Annotated in this window: 13 protein-coding genes; 9 read left to right on the forward strand and 4 right to left on the reverse strand. The window is 40.0% G+C overall.

All coding sequences use genetic code 11. The features are described 5' to 3' along the window. The first annotated feature begins 332 nt into the window (after positions 1 to 332). From CYAN7822_RS09010 to CYAN7822_RS09025, 4 genes are read left to right on the forward strand one after another with little or no spacing between them, the layout of a single operon-like run. Positions 333 to 8,660 carry a hybrid fatty acyl-AMP ligase/type I polyketide synthase gene (locus CYAN7822_RS09010; protein WP_013321938.1) on the forward strand — a complete coding sequence of 2,776 codons (8,328 nt, stop codon included), beginning with the start codon at positions 333 to 335 and terminating at the stop codon, positions 8,658 to 8,660. Between the two features lie 6 nt (positions 8,661 to 8,666). After that, a complete protein-coding gene (locus CYAN7822_RS09015; RefSeq protein WP_013321939.1) occupies positions 8,667 to 9,650 on the forward strand; it encodes a DUF6208 family protein in 984 nt (327 codons plus the stop codon). Positions 9,651 to 9,674: 24 nt separating this feature from the next. After that, entirely contained in the window at positions 9,675 to 9,863 is a 189-nt protein-coding gene (locus CYAN7822_RS09020) for a DUF6888 family protein (protein WP_013321940.1), read from the forward strand. Further along, positions 9,856 to 10,056, forward strand: a complete 201-nt coding sequence (locus CYAN7822_RS09025; protein ID WP_041933184.1) for a DUF6887 family protein — start codon at positions 9,856 to 9,858, stop codon at positions 10,054 to 10,056. Before CYAN7822_RS09020 ends, CYAN7822_RS09025 begins: the two co-directional genes overlap by 8 nt. Before the next feature lie 98 nt (positions 10,057 to 10,154). On the opposite strand, the gene CYAN7822_RS09030 is transcribed toward CYAN7822_RS09025, so the two are convergent. Then, on the reverse strand, positions 10,155 to 10,481 hold the full coding sequence (locus CYAN7822_RS09030; protein ID WP_013321942.1) for a pentapeptide repeat-containing protein: 327 nt from the start codon (positions 10,479 to 10,481) through the stop codon (positions 10,155 to 10,157). Between the two features lie 574 nt (positions 10,482 to 11,055). Here CYAN7822_RS09030 and CYAN7822_RS09035 point away from each other — a divergent pair. Genes CYAN7822_RS09035 through CYAN7822_RS09055 form a run of 5 tightly spaced genes read left to right on the forward strand, consistent with a single transcriptional unit; the run spans position 11,056 to position 15,075 of the window. Next, positions 11,056 to 12,558, forward strand: coding sequence for a hydroxysqualene dehydroxylase (locus tag CYAN7822_RS09035; RefSeq protein ID WP_013321943.1), 1,503 nt, complete (start codon positions 11,056 to 11,058; stop codon positions 12,556 to 12,558). A 47-nt stretch (positions 12,559 to 12,605) separates the two neighbouring features. Continuing rightward, positions 12,606 to 12,971: a hypothetical protein gene (locus CYAN7822_RS09040; RefSeq protein WP_013321944.1), complete on the forward strand. Its 366-nt coding sequence runs from the start codon at positions 12,606 to 12,608 to the stop codon at positions 12,969 to 12,971. Between the two features lie 9 nt (positions 12,972 to 12,980). Beyond that, positions 12,981 to 13,775, forward strand: a complete 795-nt coding sequence (locus CYAN7822_RS09045; protein ID WP_013321945.1) for a TIGR04255 family protein — start codon at positions 12,981 to 12,983, stop codon at positions 13,773 to 13,775. Then, on the forward strand, positions 13,768 to 14,553 hold the full coding sequence (locus CYAN7822_RS09050) for a hypothetical protein (protein ID WP_013321946.1): 786 nt from the start codon (positions 13,768 to 13,770) through the stop codon (positions 14,551 to 14,553). Before CYAN7822_RS09045 ends, CYAN7822_RS09050 begins: the two co-directional genes overlap by 8 nt. A gap of 15 nt (positions 14,554 to 14,568) precedes the next feature. Continuing rightward, positions 14,569 to 15,075, forward strand: coding sequence for a hypothetical protein (locus CYAN7822_RS09055; RefSeq protein ID WP_013321947.1), 507 nt, complete (start codon positions 14,569 to 14,571; stop codon positions 15,073 to 15,075). Here the strand turns inward: CYAN7822_RS09055 and CYAN7822_RS09060 are convergent, their stop codons facing one another. The 3 genes from CYAN7822_RS09060 to CYAN7822_RS09070 all read right to left on the reverse strand — a co-directional run bounded on the left by CYAN7822_RS09060 (position 15,076) and on the right by CYAN7822_RS09070 (position 18,225). Continuing rightward, positions 15,076 to 16,449: a HEAT repeat domain-containing protein gene (locus CYAN7822_RS09060; RefSeq protein WP_013321948.1), complete on the reverse strand. Its 1,374-nt coding sequence runs from the start codon at positions 16,447 to 16,449 to the stop codon at positions 15,076 to 15,078. Between the two features lie 179 nt (positions 16,450 to 16,628). Then, entirely contained in the window at positions 16,629 to 17,321 is a 693-nt protein-coding gene (locus tag CYAN7822_RS09065) for an HAD family hydrolase (protein ID WP_013321949.1), read from the reverse strand. Between the two features lie 46 nt (positions 17,322 to 17,367). Further along, a complete protein-coding gene (locus tag CYAN7822_RS09070) occupies positions 17,368 to 18,225 on the reverse strand; it encodes a class I SAM-dependent methyltransferase (protein WP_013321950.1) in 858 nt (285 codons plus the stop codon). Positions 18,226 to 18,291: the final 66 nt, after the last annotated feature.

Below are 18,291 nucleotides of genomic sequence, written 5' to 3' on the forward strand. Positions count from 1 at the left end.
TTAGCTTCATCTAACAAGGCTCAGAAATTCCCACAAAAATCATACCCATGTACTAGAATATCATTAGCAAGGCTTATTGAAATCCTAATTTTCTATCCCGATCTGTTTCTTTAGAGAGAATTATGATTAAGGGTTCTCGGGAGACTATATTTTTCGGCTGCGATCGGTTATCCTGTCACAGAGGACACTATACGCACGGGATCGCCAAACTATAAGATAAAAAGGATGAGGAATCATGTAGTTTTACCAGTTTAACCCCCAACTCACCTGACCTAACTATCACTCACACCCTAACAACTAACCTAAATCTTACCAAAAACAAGCAACGATAAATGAAGCGGAACTTCTCCAACTTTGTTGACTTATTAAACCATCAAGCCGAAGCGCAGTCTGACAAAACAATATTTACCTTTCTCGGGGATGGGGAAAGCGAAACCCTTAGTCTAACCTATCAGCAGTTAGACCAACAGGCTAGGGCGATCGCAGTGCAGCTTCAGTCACTACAAGCGGCTGGAGAACGGGCATTATTACTCTATCAACCGGGGTTGGAATTTATTTCTGCCTTCTTTGGTTGTTTATATGGAGGAGTGATCCCAGTTCCCGCTTATCCCCCCCGCGCTAACCGTTCTATAGAACGCCTACAAGCTATAGTCTCAGATGCCGAGGCAAAATTTGCCCTCACGACACAAGGCATTGTCAGTACCATTGAAGGAAAATTAACTCAGTCGCAAATCTCTACAGAAGCCATTCAATGTGTTACAACCGATAACCTCGAACTATCTTTATCGAACCAGTGGCGAAGACCGAACTTAAAACCTGACCAACTCGCCTTTTTACAATACACCAGTGGGTCAACCGGCAACCCTAAAGGGGTTATGGTTAGTCATGGGAATTTGATGCACAATGCCGCCCTAATTAATGGATATTTCCGAGATACCCCCTCTAGCCGGGGCGCGTCCTGGTTGCCGCCTTATCATGATATGGGACTTATTGGGGGCATTCTTCAACCCATTTATGCTGATGTTTATGTGGTGTTGATGCCGCCGGTTACCTTTTTACAACGTCCCTTGCGCTGGTTAGAAGTCATTTCCCGCTATCGCATCACCACCAGTGGGGCCCCGAATTTTGCTTATGAATTGTGCGCCACACAAATTACACCAGAACAACGGGAAAATTTAGATTTAAGTTGTTGGGAATTAGCTTTTAGCGGCGCTGAACCGGTTCGCGCCCAAACCTTAGCCCAGTTTGCTGAAGCCTTTGCCCCCTGCGGCTTCCGAAAAGAGGCTTTTTATCCCTGTTATGGGATGGCAGAAACCACTTTAATTGTTAGCGGCGGAACCCGGGGCGTTTATCCGCTTTTAAAAGATTTTGATGCTAAAGGAATTGAAAAAAATCAAGTCATTCCCTCCTCACCTCTAGAACCTAATAATCTTACTTTGGTCAGTTGCGGAAAAATTAGCGGCGGGCAAAAAGTAATTATTGTTAATCCTGACACCTTAAAACAGTGCGATAATTATCAAATAGGAGAAATTTGGGTTAATAGTGAGAGTGTCGCTAAAGGTTATTGGAAGCGTCCCCAACTCACAGAAGCTATTTTTAATGCCTATACAGCCGATACTCAAGAAGGTCCCTTTTTACGCACCGGAGATTTAGGATTTTTAGAAGATGGGGAATTATTTGTTACGGGCCGTTTAAAAGATTTAATTATTATTCGCGGCAGAAATCATTATCCTCAAGATATCGAAATGACCGCCGAAAAAAGTCATCCAGCTTTACGAGAAAGTTGTGGGGCGGCTTTTTCGGTAGAAGTAGGCGAAGAAGAACGTTTAGTCATTACTTACGAAGTCAAACGCAGTTATATTCGTAAGTTAAATGTCGAAGAAGTCACCAGCGCCATTCGTAAAGCGGTCACCCAAACCCATGAATTACAACCCTATGCCATTGTTTTATTAAAAACCGGCAGCATCCCGAAAACCTCTAGCGGCAAAATTCAACGTCATGCTTGCAAAGCTGAGTTTCTCGAAGGGAGTTTAAATAGTGTGGGTCAATGGTCAGCCGCACAAACGTTACCTAAAACCTCAAAACAGTTGTTAGAGGTTAACTCTCGTAAAAAACGAGGGCACATAATTAAATCTAACCCTCAACAAGAAATTATTGAAAACTGGTTAGTGACCAATATTGCCCAACGTTTAGGCCTATCCCCGACGGAAATTGAAATCACAGAACCTTTTGCTAGTTATGGGTTAGACTCAGTTCAAGCTGTGCGTATTACCGCCGAGTTAGAAGACTGGTTAAAGGTGAAATTATCCCCCACCCTAGCTTATGATCACCCAACGGTTGAAAGCCTAGCTAAATATTTAGCCTCTGGGACTGTAGAGACTACCCTGGCCACCTCAAAACCTCTCAAAACCTCTTCATCAGTGGCTATTATCGGTATGAGTTGCCGCTTGCCGGGGGCCAATAGTCCTGATGAGTTTTGGCAACTTTTGCGGCAGGGAAAAGACCAAATTACCCAAGTTAACGCACGTTGGGATAGAGATGATTGGGGCGGCTACCTTAAAGGCGTGGATCTTTTTGATGCTCAATTTTTTGGCATTTCTCCCCGAGAAGCCCAAGAAATGGACCCTCAACAACGGTTATTATTAGAAGTAAGTTGGGAAGCCCTGGAAAAAGCCGCTTTAGCCGCCAATCAATTAGCCGGGAGCAATACAGGAGTATTTATCGGCATCAGTAGTCATGATTATTCCCAAATACGCCTCAAAAATGCCTTAGAACCTAGTGCCTATGCCGGTACCGGGAACGCCGCTAGTATCGCCGCTAACCGTCTCTCTTATCTGTATGATTTTCGCGGCCCTTCGTTAACGGTCGATACCGCTTGTTCGTCGTCTTTAGTGGCTATTCATTTAGCGATAAAAAGTCTCCAAAGCGGCGAATGTCAAATGGCCCTCGCCGGTGGGGTAAATATCTTGTTATCCCCTGAGTTAAGCGAAACCTTTACCCAAGCCGGGATGATGGCCCCTGATGGACGTTGTAAAACCTTTGATGAGAGTGCAGATGGCTATGTGCGCGGGGAAGGTTGCGGCGTAATTGTCTTAAAATCTCTAGAAGATGCCATCCGAGACGGTGATCCCATCTTAGGGGTTATTCACGGTTCCGCCATCAACCAAGATGGACGCAGTAACGGCTTAACGGCACCCAATGGTATAGCACAACAAGGGGTCATCCGTCAAGCCTTAATGAATGCGGGCATGAGTGCGGCTGATATTAGTTATGTGGAAACTCATGGCACCGGCACCGCTTTAGGGGACCCCATCGAAGTGAATTCCCTAAAATCCGTTTTAATGGAAGGCAGAAGCGAAAAACACCCCCTCTGGTTAGGTTCTGTTAAAACCAATATAGGACATTTAGAAGCCGCCGCCGGTATCGCCGGATTAATTAAAGTTCTCCTCTGTTTACAACATCAAGAAATTCCTCCCCATCTTCATTTATATCGCCTCAATTCTCACATTAATTTAGACGATAGCCCCATTTCTATTCCCACTCAATTAACCCCTTGGAAGCCTGAAAATAGACCGCGTTTAGCTGGTGTTAGTTCTTTTGGGTTTGGCGGCACAAATGCCCATATTATTGTCGGGGAATATCAAAACCTCTCCCCGACTAAGAGAGGACAGGTAGAAGAACTAGAACGTCCCTTACATATTCTGACGTTAGCGGCTAAACGAGAAAAAGATTTATCTTCTTTAGTGAAGTCTTATCAACACTATTTAACCGCTTTTCCCTCTGCCTCATTAGAAGATATTTGTTTTACGGCCAATAACGGACGAACACAATTTAAAAACCGTTTAGCTATTATTGCCCAATCTCGAGAACAATTAGCCGAAAAATTGAGTCGGGGTGAATTCATTACCCCACAAATAGCCCAAAAACTGAATCCCAAAATAGCCTTTTTATTTACTGGACAAGGGTCGCAATATATCGGCATGGGCTATCAATTATATCAAACTCAGCCCACTTTCCGAGCCGCCCTCAATACTTGTGCTGATCTCCTAGAACCCTATTTAGAATATCCCTTACTAGAGGTTTTATATCCTCAAGAAAATTCAAATTTAGCCCATTATCTAGACCAAACCGCTTATACTCAACCAGCTTTATTTGCCTTAGAATATGCCTTAGCACAACTGTGGCTATCTTGGGGCATAGAACCGAGTGTAGTTATGGGTCATAGTGTGGGAGAATATGTCGCCGCTACCCTAGCCGGAGTGTTTAGTTTAGAAGATGGACTGAAATTAATTGCTCACCGAGGAAAATTAATGCAATCTTTGCCTCAAAATGGTCAAATGGTGGCCGTTTTGAGTGATGAAGAAACCGTCAAAAAAGCCATTAATTCTCATGATGAAAAAGTGGTTATTGCCGCGATTAATGGAGAACGGAATTTAGTTATTTCCGGAGAAAATCAAGCCATCATCGAAGTAACAGACCGATTAACCCATCAAGGCATCAAAACAAAACCCTTACAAGTTTCTCATGCTTTTCATTCGCCCTTGATGCAACCCATGCTAGAAGAATTTGCATCCATAGCGCGAGAAGTGGAATATTCATTACCTCAAATTCCCCTAGTTTCTAATGTTAGTGGAAATTTAGCCGCAGAAGCAATTGCTACCCCCGAATATTGGGTCAATCATGTTATCAATCCGGTTCATTTTTCTCCTAGCATAAAATTGATGGAAAGTAAAGGATATCAAATCTTTTTAGAAATTGGGGCGAAACCAACCCTTTTAGGCATGGGGCGGTCAATCATTGAATCAGATAGTTCTGTTAATCATCAAAACGCTTATCTTTGGTTGCCGAGTTTACGCCCAGGACAATCAGATTGGCAACAAATGTTAACAAGTTTAGCGCAATTATATGTACAAGGAATTAACATAGATTGGGCAGGATTTGAGGCAGACTATCAGCGTCAACGAATGGGAGGACTGCCGACTTATCCCTTCGAACGTCAACGGTATTGGTTAAAGCCAGAATTAGAAATTCACACAGGGACAAAACGCCTTACGACAGAACAAGTTTCGCCCCCGAATCAAGATTGGTTGTATCAAGTGGTCTGGGAAGCTAAACCCATAAACCCTCATCAATTATCAAATCAAAAAACCTCAACTTGGTTAATCTTTGGTGACCAACAAGGATTAGCAAAAACTGTAGCCGAACAGTTAGAAAAATTGGGGAAAACCTCGCTATTAGTTCAGTCAGACAAAGGCGATAAAAATGGCAATCATAAGACCCTTAACCCCACCGAAAAAAACGACTTTCAGCGTCTTTTAACTCCCTTTAAGACTAGCGGAGAATCTCTAGAAGGGATCATCTATCTTTGGAGTCTTGAAGAGGACGAGATAAGCAAGTCAAACCCGCAAAGCATTTTATATCTGTTACAGACGTTGTATGAACAAAACCTGTCATCTCGGTTGTGGATAGCAACCCGAGGTATTCAACCGGTAACAACAGAAGACCTAGCCGCCCCTCATATACCCTTACAGGGGATGTTATGGGGGTTAGGTAAAGTGATCGCCCTAGAATATTCAGACTATTGGGGGGGCCTAATAGATATAGGGACTCAACCCCATACAGATGAAGCAAAATTATTATTATCGGCCATTATTAATCCCGATGGAGAACAATATTTAGCTTTTCGAGACGGACAACGCTATGTGGCTAGAATAGATAAAGCCGAAATAAAGCCGAAAAAATTCTCTATTGATGAAAATGGCAGTTATTTAATTACAGGGGGGTTAGGCGCTGTCGGGTTAAAAGTAGCCCAGTGGTTAGCCAAAGCGGGGGCTAAACATTTAATCTTGATGGGGAGAAGTCACCCCACAGCTAACGCCCAAGAAACGATCAAACATCTGGAAAAACAAGGCATTGAAATTATCATCGCCCAAGCAGATGTGACTCGACAAGAGGATATAGACAGGGTATTTAATCAAATTAAAACACCGTTAAAAGGAATTATTCATGCCGCCGGACTGTTAGATGATGGGATATTACAAGGATTATCTTGGGAAAAATTTAAGAAAGTATTAGCCCCCAAAGTCGAAGGAACCTGGAACCTACATAAAGCCAGTTTAAATCATCCCTTAGATTTCTTTGTCATGTTTTCCTCTGCCGCCTCCTTATTCGGTTCACCCGGACAGGGAAACTATGCCGCAGCAAACGGGTTTTTAGATGGAATGGCCTATTACCGACAGTCTCAAGGACTACCCGCATTAACGGTTAACTGGGGTGCCTTATCAGGAGGAATGGCAAAAGCCACTCGTTTAGCGGTAAAAGGACTGGATCTGATCGACATAGAACCAGCCCTAGATATTTTATCTCACCTATTAGCCGATAAAATTGCTCAGATCGGAGTCGTATCAGTAGACTGGGAAACCTTAGCCCAACAATTCCCTCAATTAAGACAATCACCTTATTTCCAAAGAGTAATCACTCAACTCTCACCAGAACAAGTCAAACCCGATCACTCTCAATCACAAATCTTAGCAAACCTTTTAGCCCTCTCCCCCGAACAACGAACAGAAGCATTAACCGCTTATCTTCAGTCAGCGATGGCCCAGATCATGCAACTTTCCCCCAGTCAAATATCCGGCGAAGATAGTCTTTTAGATATTGGGATGGACTCATTAATGATCATGGAAGCCATTAACCAGCTTAAACGGGACTTGCAATTAATGCTATATCCCCGAGAAATTTATCAACATCCTAAAATTGAAGCCTTGGCTAACTATTTAGCGGCTGAATTTGAACGGACACACGGAAAGGGTCAAATACCAGTAACCAGTAAGCAAGAGTTAGTGGTAAGTCGACTGACAATAGCCAACCAACCACTAACTATCACCAAAAAACTACCCGGGATACTCTTCATTTTATCTAGTCCTCGCGCAGGATCAACCCTATTAAGAGTGATGTTAGCCGGACATCCGGACTTGGCCTCTCCCCCCGAGTTACACTTGCTACCCTTCAATAGCATGGGACAACGGAACCAAGAATTAGCCTTATCCTATCTCGGAGAAGGACTACAACGGGCCTTCATGGACTTACAAGGACTCGACTCGGCGACATCACAACAACTCATTGAACGGTTAATAGCGGAAGATATCTCTATTCCTGATGTGTATGAAATGTTACAGCAATCAGCCGGCAAGCGGCTACTGGTAGATAAATCTCCCACTTATGGAATGCAACGGGAAATTTTAGATCGCGCCGAGGCCATATTTGAAGGGGCAAAATATATTCATCTGGTCCGACATCCCTATCCGGTCATAGATTCTTTTTGCCGCATGAGAATGGATAAATTGGTGGGTTCAGAGGGAGATAACCCCTATCAGTTAGCTGAGTCTATCTGGTGGGAAAGTAACCGCAATATTATCGAGTTTTCTAAGACCATTAGTTCAGATCGCTATTATCAACTGCGCTATGAAGACTTAGTCACTCAACCTTCTCAAGCAATGCAGGCGTTATGTGAGTTTTTAGATATACCGTTTGATAGCGCCCTTTTAGACCCCTATCAAGGCCAACGCATGACAGACGGCGTATACAATCAATCTATGTCTGTGGGCGATCCGAACTTCTCTAAACGCAAGCAAATAGACCCGAAATTAGCCGATGCTTGGAAAGACATACAACTCCCTCACCCCCTAGGAGACAATACCCGTCAATTAGCCATCTCTCTCAATTACCCACTTCCCCATCAAAATATACCCCCATTATTAAGGGGGGAAGGGGGGATCACCGAAGAGGTCCACCTCGAAGAAGAGTATATAAATATTCGTGGCCTGAACCTTTGTTTATGTAGTTGGGGGCCAAAACAAGGGGAATTAATCTTATGTGTTCACGGAATTTTAGAACAGGGGGCGGCTTGGGGTCAAATGGCCACCCGTTTGGCCGGACTAGGATACCGAGTGGTGGCCCCTGACTTACGCGGCCAGGGAAAATCCGATCATGTCGGAAAGGGTGGGTCATATAATTTAATTGATTTCTTGGCTGATCTAGATGCGATCGCCAATTCTTTAACCGATCAACCCTTTACTCTAGTAGGACATTCCCTCGGTTCTATTATTGCGGCGATGTTTACCTCTATCCGTCCCGAGAAAGTGAAGAATTTGGTCTTAGTGGAGACAGTTTTACCCACAGAAGTAAGCCAAACCGATGCAGTCGAACAGTTAGCCACTCATTTAAATTATCTGGCCTCGCCGCCAGAACATCCCGTTTTTCCCGATGTAGAAACGGCGGCTAAACGCTTACAAACAGCCACACCCGCTATGTCTGAAGCGTTAGCGATCTCATTAGCCAAACGCATCACCGAACCCTGTGAAGGCGGTATTCGTTGGCGTTGGGACTCATTATTGCGAACTCGGGCCGGTATCGAGTTTAATGGGATTAATCGATCTCGCTATATTAGTTTACTCGAACAAATTCAAGCCCCTATTACCTTAATTTATGGAGATAACAGTGACTTTAACCGTCCCGAAGACCTCCAAGCACAACAAAAAGCCATGTCAGCCGCTAAGCGAATTATTCTCAAAGGCGGTCACAACTTACATTTAGACGCTTATGAACAATTGGCTAACATCATCAAGCAAATTTTGGGGAAGACAGGACAAAGTTTTTAAAAAATTATGACCCAAAAAACATCAACAATTTTTGAAATCCCCTTGGCTTTGTTATCCTTCTTATTTTACAAAGCCATGAAATTCCTCATCGGCAATCTTTACACAATCTATTTAACTTTTAATAAAAGTAAAGCCTCACAATGGCGAGTCCTATCTGAAGAAGTCGTGATCAAAACCGCCCTCAGCTTACCGGTTTTAATGACAAAAGGTCCTCGCTGGAATACCCACGCCATCATCGGAACCCTTGGGCCCTTTAATGTTAATCAATCTATTGCTATTGATTTAAATTCAGCTAATCAAACTACTCGATCCTGGATCGCCGTTATTTATAGTTTTCCAGGGTATGAAACTATCGCGAGTCTTGAATCAAATCGCATTAACCCTCAAGAACAATGGGCATCTTTAGCCTTAAAACCCGGTAAATATAGTATCGGATTGAGATATTATAATTGGGGTGAAAAAGTGATTGTTCCAACGGTTAAAGTGGATGATCAGATATTTGTAGAATCTCAATCGATTCCTTCAGATATTAATAAGTTTTATTTAGATTTAATTCAGAAAAAAAATTGGTTTTATTTAAGTCTTCATTATTATATTTTTACCCTGTTGCGGCTGAGAAAGCGGCTACCAGAATCCTTGATAAAACAGGAATATTTACCGGTTGGGGCAACGGATACTGAATTTGTCTATAATTATTTAACCCGAGGACAGGCGCTACAAATTTCTCTTGATTCCGACTTAGTTAAGAATTATGACATTTACTTGACAATTTATGATCGTTCGAGTTTACCGTTAACTTGGAGCCAAATTACAGAAGAAAACTATTTAACGAAACCTATCGAAAACAACGGCTATTATTTAATTCGGATGCGCCCTAAATATGTCTCGTTAGAAGAAGTGTTAAAACAGTTACCGGTTCAGTCTGTAATAAGCGATGAAGAGACGTTGACTCAAAAGCTTAAGCTAACCGTTAAAACCGGTCAAAATTAATTTTATTAATTGAGGAGTGAATCATTGCCAACTGAGAAGCAAAAAAATACAGTAATTTTTATCTGTCAACTGCTTTCTAATTTACTACAACCTATTTGGTTATTTAGGTTTGATCCTCTCAATAAAAATATTTATATTATTGCAGGAAGAGAGGAAAGTTTAGAAATTACTATTTATCAAACTGGAAGATGGGAATTTAATGAAGATGAGTAAACCTGATTTTAAAAACATGACTCGAAAAGAATTAAAAAAATATATTTTGGCACATCCAACAGATGATGAAGCTATCCAGGAGTTATTTATTAATCGTCGTAATCCTAATGCTGAGGTTTATCCCTATCCTTATGATATGCCTTATGAAGAAGTCGAAGCAATCTTTAAATCTAAATTAAATCAAGAGCCTTAAATTTGAGGATGGGTAAGGATTTTAAAAGCCGCTTTGATGCCCTTTTTGGCACTGAAAAAATCTCCTCACCCGCTACTCCACTCCGAGACGGTAGAAAATCAATTAGAATTCAAATTTAAACTTTTTTGAGAAGGCAGAATGGCTCGATTTAAACAGGCTGCCCTGAGATTAACATTATTAAGGTCGACATCATTAAGTATAGCCGCCGTTAAGTTAGCTTCGGTCAAATTTGCACCTGTCAGCGTTGCCCCAGTAAGATTAGCACCGGTTAAATTGCACTGGCTTAGGTTTGCGGCTCTAAGGTCAGCACCACTAAAGTTTACCCCACTGAGGTTAATATTTCTGAGATTGAGTGCTATCAATTGCAAATTACTAAAGTCTCTTTGTCCTGCGGTGTATCGGCTTAAAAGTTCTGTACGATTCATAGAATTTCCTGATTAATAAGTGACAGTCCAATAGAGGTATTCTTCCCAAATCTCAGATCTTGCCGCAGATATTATCTAGGCAGGATGGGGAAAGGGAAAGGGAAACGAGAAAAAGATTTTCAAATGACTAATGGTTATATCAATAAGAGACTATCCCATTAAGTCAAAGAAAGAATTACTCAATTGAGACATCTCTGGCAAGAGGAACAACCCAAATTCAGTTCAGTTTAATTATGTTTGGCTAGGCGGGTTAATGTTGTTGAATAATTGTCGGATTTTGCGATTTTGGCTGGACTTGTCTAGTGTTCAGAACAAGTTATTGAATGGTTTTGGCAACCTATTTTAAATTAAATAAGCTTGTTGATTTATAAACGCATCAGCATCATAGCATAATATCTCCATAAATAATCAACTTTTAAATTTAAGTAATTCAGCTTTGTATATTTTAGATGTAGCTTCATGGAGAATTGGTATAATTTGGGATACTGAACATCTACTCACCCTTAAATCCTATCATGGGATTCAAATTGTCAGCCCTGGTTCGTTTATTGAAATAACCTATTAAAGAATAAGGATGTCAGAAGCTAAAAAAATCGTTATTGTCGGTGCCGGATGGGCCGGTTTAGCCGCTACCTACCACCTCGCTAAACAAGGGTATCGAGTCACCCTCCTAGAAGCGGCCCCTTATCCTGGGGGGTTGGTGGCCGGTTGGAAAACCCCAGGCGGCAGGTCCGTAGAAGGGGGTATACATGGCTTTTGGTATCCCTATCAAAACATATTCAGTCTAGTTAAACAATTAAATCTTGATCCGTTTACGCCCTTTACCCGTTCCTCTCAATATTCGCCGGCGGGTTTAGAAGTAGACTCACCCATCTTTCAAAATGAACCCCGACTCCCTACCCCATTAGGAACGTTTCTCTATCCCCGCTTTAGACGCTTACCCTTTATCGATCGACTCTCCGCTTTACCCCTTCTCTATTCACTAATTGATTTTGATAATTCTCCTCAAGCGTGGCGGCGTTATGACAAAGTGACCGCTAGAGAGTTATTTAAACAGTTTGGTGTATCGGCAAGACTGTATAAAGATGCTTTTGAACCAATGTTATTAGTGGGGTTATTTGCACCCGGAGAACAATGTAGCGCCGCCGCCACCCTCGGAATGCTTTACTATTTCATCTTGGCACATCAACCGGATTTTGATGTGGTTTGGTGTCGGGGAACGGTAGGCGAGATGATTTTTCAACCTTGGATAGAACAAATTGAAAAGGTTGGGGGAAAGGTACTCACGAATAAACGAGTCGATGATCTCCTCTTGGATGAAACCGGTAAAGCATCAGGTGTTGTCTGTGGTGAGGAAGTTTTTGAGGCAGATGGGGTGATTTTTGCGGTGAGTGTGAGTGGGATGAAAAAAATTGTCTCCAGCAGTAAAGTCTTGCAGAATTATGCCGAATTTCGGGATTTAACGAATTTGGGGGGAATCGATGTTTTAGCCACTCGTTTATGGTTTGATCGTAAAGTGGATGTTCCCTTACCCTCTAACGCCTGTTTTGGGTTTGATCCGACCACAGGATGGACCTTTTTTGACCTTAATACCCTGCATGATGAGTATAAAGATGAACCCGCAAGCGTTATAGAAGCGGACTTTTATCATGCTAACCAGTTATTAGCCATGACAGATGAACAAATTATTGCTAAAGTCCACAAAGACCTAACCACTTGTGTCAATGAGTTTGGCTATGCGAAAGTTATAGACTATAGTGTGATTCGAGTTCGCCAGGGAGTCACTCATTTTGCACCCGGCAGTTATCAATATCTCCTGAAAGGGAAAACTAGCATCCCTAACCTGTATATGAGTGGAGATTGGATCATTACCTCTCATGGTTCGTGGTCCCAAGAGAAAGCTTATGTTACTGGGTTAGAAGCGGCTAATTTAGTGATTGAACAGTTTGGTATCGGCAATAAGGCTAATATTATTCCTGTAGAACCCGATGAACCCCATATTCAACTGATGCGTTCAATCAATACAAATGTACGAAATTGGGTGCAGAATTTCTTGCCCGATTTTTGGTTACCATAGAGATTAGTCATTAGTCATTGGTGATTAGTTTTATAGTAGAGGTGAAAATGTTTGGAAGAAAACCAAAAGAAGAAAATTTCTCGGAAAGTTCTGAATTATCGGAAGGAATGTTATCTCCGGAAACCCGCTTAGATTTAGACATTCAACCGCAAAATGATTTAGACTTATTTCCAGAATCGGTTATTAGTCGCCCCCAAGAACCAGTTCCTGAAGTGGTAACCGTCATTGATAAACTTAGCGGCATCCTTTCTCCTTATTTTATTGTGATTGTGGGCTTGTATTTGTATAAGGAGAATTTTTTAATCGGATTTACGTTAATTACTATAGGGGTTTTCTCTCTGCTGAAAATATCTCTTAAAGATGTAGGCCGATGGATTGAAGGGATTTTAAGTTTTGTTGGATTTAAAGATTAGCTAATAAAAATGAGCAAGGTTAAGTTTACTAAGCCGCCTTTACAACAAGTTGCTTTCGCTGTTGAATTTCAAGAACTGGTTGATTTTTCATCAGTTCACTTTGGTTTATATTGGGAAACGATTAAAGATCGATTTCCCGAAACTTTTGATGAATATCCTATTTTTGATGAAAATGAAGAATCATCTTTACCTCCGCTCCGAAGAGTGATTTTTATGTCTGAAAATACAAGTAAAGCTATTCATTTACAAAACAATGGTTTTGCTTATAACTGGAAAAAAACTAATCAAATTCAATATTCTAATTTTGAAACGCTTTTTGAAGAATTTGAGCAAGAATGGCAATTATTTCGTGAATGGTGGACGAACTTGAACCCAAATAAGCTTGACTATCAATTAGTACAAGATTTAAATTATAGAATTCATTATGTAAATCTCATTGATCAAAATTCAGGATGGCTTGATTCAAATAACTATTCTGATGTTTTTAGTTTTCTCAGTAAAAAATTAAATAAAAATTTTAAATTTCCTGAAGTCTTTCAAAGCAAGCTCTCTTTTAAAATGCCTAATGATTTAGGTGTATTAGAAGTTTTGATTCAGCAACTTACCAAAATAAAAAGTGAAGATGATGAAAATGATGAAAATGAAGTTGATATAGTTTTATTTATCTTACAAGCCAGTAGTGAAGGAATAATAGAATTCGATCTAGAAACTTGGTTTAAATCAGCCCATGAATACATTTTAGAATGTTTTTTAAATTTAACTCAAGATACAGTTCAAGAAAAATGGGGAATGTATTATGAGTAATTCAAGTGTTATTTTACCGGATAATTTGAAAACTAAAGAAATAAAAGAACCCAAGGATAGATGGACATCTGGTTATTATTTAGTAGGCCAATACAAACCGGCTGATCTGAAATCTGGTTATGCTAAATTTCCATCAGTATCTTCATCTAAATCATCAAGTGCTAGGTCATTACAGGAATTTAAAAGACCGAATAATGCTGAAAAAATCAAGCCTGAACAAAGAGATTTATCATTAGCATCTGCCGGATACTTAGACAGTCAATCTGTATTGTTAATTAAAGAATACTTTGCCTATAGTCCTTATGAAAGAGTAAAGTTAAGTAAAAATTATGCTCGAAATATTAAATCTGTAGATGAAGTATTTGCTGTTTTACAGTTGGGTACAGCTAGAGGAATAAAAGAAGCTTATGATGGGGCAACTGCACTATTGGCAGAATGTTCGACAAAAGTTTTAAGCCAAACTGTTGATAAAATTCGTAGAGAATTAATTAGTAATCCATTGGCAATTAAAAAATATGAAGATGACTTAGAAATTTTAATTACAGCAATTGCTTGTTCGCAAAAAATTTCTACTAAGAAAAAAGAGCGTTTGATTAATTTATTTGTCCAGCACTCAAATCGAACAGTAAAAGCCGCAATTATTGATGCTTTCAGAATTCTGGAAGGAGAAATTAATTCTGAAGCAATAATTAAGCATTTAAAACCATTTACATCTGATCAAGAACCTGATGAATATATCCGTCGTTATGCTGAAGAAGCAATTAGTGATTTAGATTAAAATTAATTAATTAAAATGCTCCCCACTCTAGCGGATTTTGGAATAAAATCACCTGTCTATGTCAGAAAAATCGATAAAAAAAGTCATTGGAATCCACAAAGTAGTAATTTAGAAGAACGAGTTAACCAAGTAGCTGATAAAGTCTTTAAAGAAGATTTATGTAGTCTTTGGTATATTGATTCAGATGAAGCTTTTTATGGTGTTATAGCCGCTATAAGTTCAGGGAGAAATCCGAGAAATCAAGATATAGATTTTGTTTGGATTACCGATGAAGAATTAAAACTACTAAATATTTTAAAAGAGCAAACTAAAGAAGGCTATTGTTTATTTGTTCAGCATTTACACTACAATATCCTCATAGATAGAGAAACAGCAAGAAGACTTTGTTATTCTCTAATTCAAAAAGAAAGAGAAGCTCAAAGATGTAAAAAAAAATCGACTCAAGCAATTCTTGAGTATCAAAATAATAAAGGTTGTAAAGCCTTAATTAACAATACAAATAAATGTAATTGTGAAAAATAATTAGAAAGACTGATTACGATTTCGATAATTTTCAACAACATCTATTAATTTACCTTTTCTATTTAAAATATTATCGGCTAATTCCACGATCCATAAATTAGGCAAAGCTTGGGGACAAGCCGCTAAAACCACATCTAAAGCCTCCGTTTCTCTATCCTCTCCTAATAAATAAGTGATAACTGTCAAAGCCACAGCCGAAGAACGAGTAATTCCTCGACAACAATGAACCAATAAATCTCCCTGAATCGGAATAATTTTAGAGGCAAAATCAATCACCTTTAAAATATCTTCTTCAGAAGGTAAACGGTAGCTCAAATCATGCTTAGGGGTTTCTAGGTCGTGGAACTCTAGCCTGAGTTGCTCAGGAATTAGCTGATAAGTAATAGGAGGAGCCAAACCGGGGTTATTAATAGAAATCAAATATTTTCTAGATTTCCCAAAGGCAGAAGAGTAGACATAATTTTTAACTTCTAGGTCCGAAAAAATCCCTAATAGAGGGATCTCTGTTAAAAGAGGTTTAGAGTGGCTTGAAAAACTCTGTAAATAGCTAAAGTTAAGCTTTCTTTTAAGCTGCTCTAATTGTTTATTGGCTTCTTCTCGAACATATTCATCTGAGTCATGAGCCGCTATTTTAAGCCCTTTTATGGCTGCTTTTGTCGCCATTCGTCCTAACGCTTCAACCGCTTTCAGCCTAACAAAATACTGAGAATCATTAAGAGTATGAATTATAGGCTCTACCACATCCTCTAATTCTCGTTCTCCTAACATAGAAACCGCGAGCCGGCGAACATCTGGATAATGATGGGTTAAGGCTTTAATTAATGCTTCAGTGGCTTTTGGGTCTTTAATTGCTCCTAAACTATAAGTCGCTTGAGTATGAACATAAATTTCAGGATCGTCTAATATCCTCTGTAATAATTCAATAGCTTTATCTCCTCCTAAAAATCCTAGCGCGATAGCCGCTTGTCCTCTGACAGAATAATCACTATCTTCGACCAGTAATTTTTCTAGAAAGGGAAGTGCGGCTGAGACTTTTTGTTTTCCCAGTGAAACCGCAGCACGCGAACGAATTTCAGAATCTTGATGTTCTAAAGCTAACATCAATTTTTCAATGGCATAAGCTTGATGAATTTGTCCTAAACTCCAGATGGCCCAGATTCTCGGAGATGCTTCTGAATGAGACAATAAATTAAACAACTTATCTATAACTGTTTCTGTTCCAATTTGAGCTAAACTCCAAGCTGACCAAGCTGATATGGCTTGATCTTCTGAATGTAAAGTTTCAAACAAGATGGCTAGAGATTTTTCGGGAGGTGATTTGGCTAAAAGGCGTATTTGACGAGCCAGAGGAATACTTGAGGACTCATTATTCATTAGTCATATGAAGTTAGATTAAAATTGAGTAAAGTTTCGCTATATTCGGCTATTTTACTGTTCTTGAGATTTTAACACAAATCTAGCCGAGTTTTATTCCTATACCTGCACCTTTTAAGATATAAAAATTTGAACATTAAGATATAAAAATTTGAACATACCATGATTAATGGGATTTTTTAGGCCAAGATTTCCTCTACTCGTTCTAATTCCAAATCCGCTAAATAGTCGATGGCCCAATTGGCCATTCGTTGCATAAAATGAAAAGGGTAGGTATTGGCAATTCCTACTACCTGCATACCGGCTTTTTTGGCGGCTTGAATTCCGGCTGGTGTATCCTCAATGACTAAACATTCTGAAGGCTGTAATTGTAAGTTAAAATCTAAACGATTAAACCGTTCAACTGCTAACAAATAGCCATCAGGTTGAGGTTTACTGGCCTTAATCTCATCACCAGCTACAATCACACTAAAATAATGGGCAATTTCTGCCCGTTCTAAGACTAAATTCACCTCAGAACGTAATGCCCCAGTTACTAAACCAATTTTTAAGCCTTTGTCTTGTAGTTTCGGGAGAAAACCTTTTATTTCTGGATAAATAGGTAACTCGCTGAATTTTTCTAACCGTTGTCGATACTTTTGCGCTTTTGATTCAATTAATTTATTCAAATACTCATCAGATATCACTCGTCCTCGACGGGCAAGAATATCTCGTAAACAGGCACGATCACTTCTTCCTAAACATATCTGTTGAAATTCTGCCAGAGAAGGACGCAAATTTTCCCCTAGCAAAATTTCCTCGATTAAGTCTAGATGAATCGCTTCATCGTTAATGATGACACCGTTAAAGTCAAAGAGGATTACTTTTAGCATTGATTAGTGATTAGTGATTAGTCCTTAGTCTTTTTCCTGTTCCCTCTTAAAATGCAGGAATAGCGTCAAAAATTTCCCTTTGTTCCACAGTTTCTTGGTTTTTATCAGTAACGGTTAAGGGTTTTATTCCTCGGGTAACTTGGTGAGTCATCCACACATCTTTAGTTTGTATCCCTTCAAAGCCGGCATCCTCCATCCAAGTATCTACACTCTCCATCGCATAAGCTTCTATGAAAGGTTTTTCAAAAATTTCCATCAACCCGGGTGTCTTGAGAATATTTTGATTCCCATCGAAAATGATCACTTGTCCTCCAGGTACTAATAGACGAAAACATTCTTTTAAAATCCATTGGGCGATGGTAGGGGGAATTTCATGAAACAATAACGAAGCCGTTACCACATCCAACGAAGCCGAGGGAAAACCGGTTTTTTGAGCGTTTCCTTGTTGCCAGAGGATGTTTAAGCCGGCAGTAGCCGCTTTATATTTTGCCATAGCCAACATATAAGGAGATAAATCTATTCCCATTACTTGAGCATCAGGAAACCTCTGCTTTAATATCAAGGTTGTGGAACCGGTACCACACCCCAAATCTAAAATATTACGGGGTTGTCCTCCTATAATATCGATCGCCTCAGTACGTAACCAGGTTTCATTAGGGAGAAGAAGGTAACGCACAACCGCATCGTAGGTAATGGCCGCTTCTACCGTCAAATATCCCTCTGCAATGCCCTGAAGGTTTTGATTGTTGTAGTATGGGGGATAAACGATCTCAGGTTTTGATAAGCACTCTATTTCTTGTTCCCAGTGGATGGCGTTTCTCAGGTGTTGTAACTCTTGCTCATTAACGAGGAAACCCGACAAGGGTTTGAGCAGCTTTTCCCATAGCGTGTTTTCTTTAACCATATTTCCTAATAAAACTCTTATAAAGATAATTTAAATGACTTTTGCCGCGAGAGGGGAGCTACATCC

It is taken from the genome of Gloeothece verrucosa PCC 7822, assembly GCF_000147335.1.
GTDB classification, from domain to species: Bacteria; Cyanobacteriota; Cyanobacteriia; order Cyanobacteriales; family Microcystaceae; genus Gloeothece; species Gloeothece verrucosa.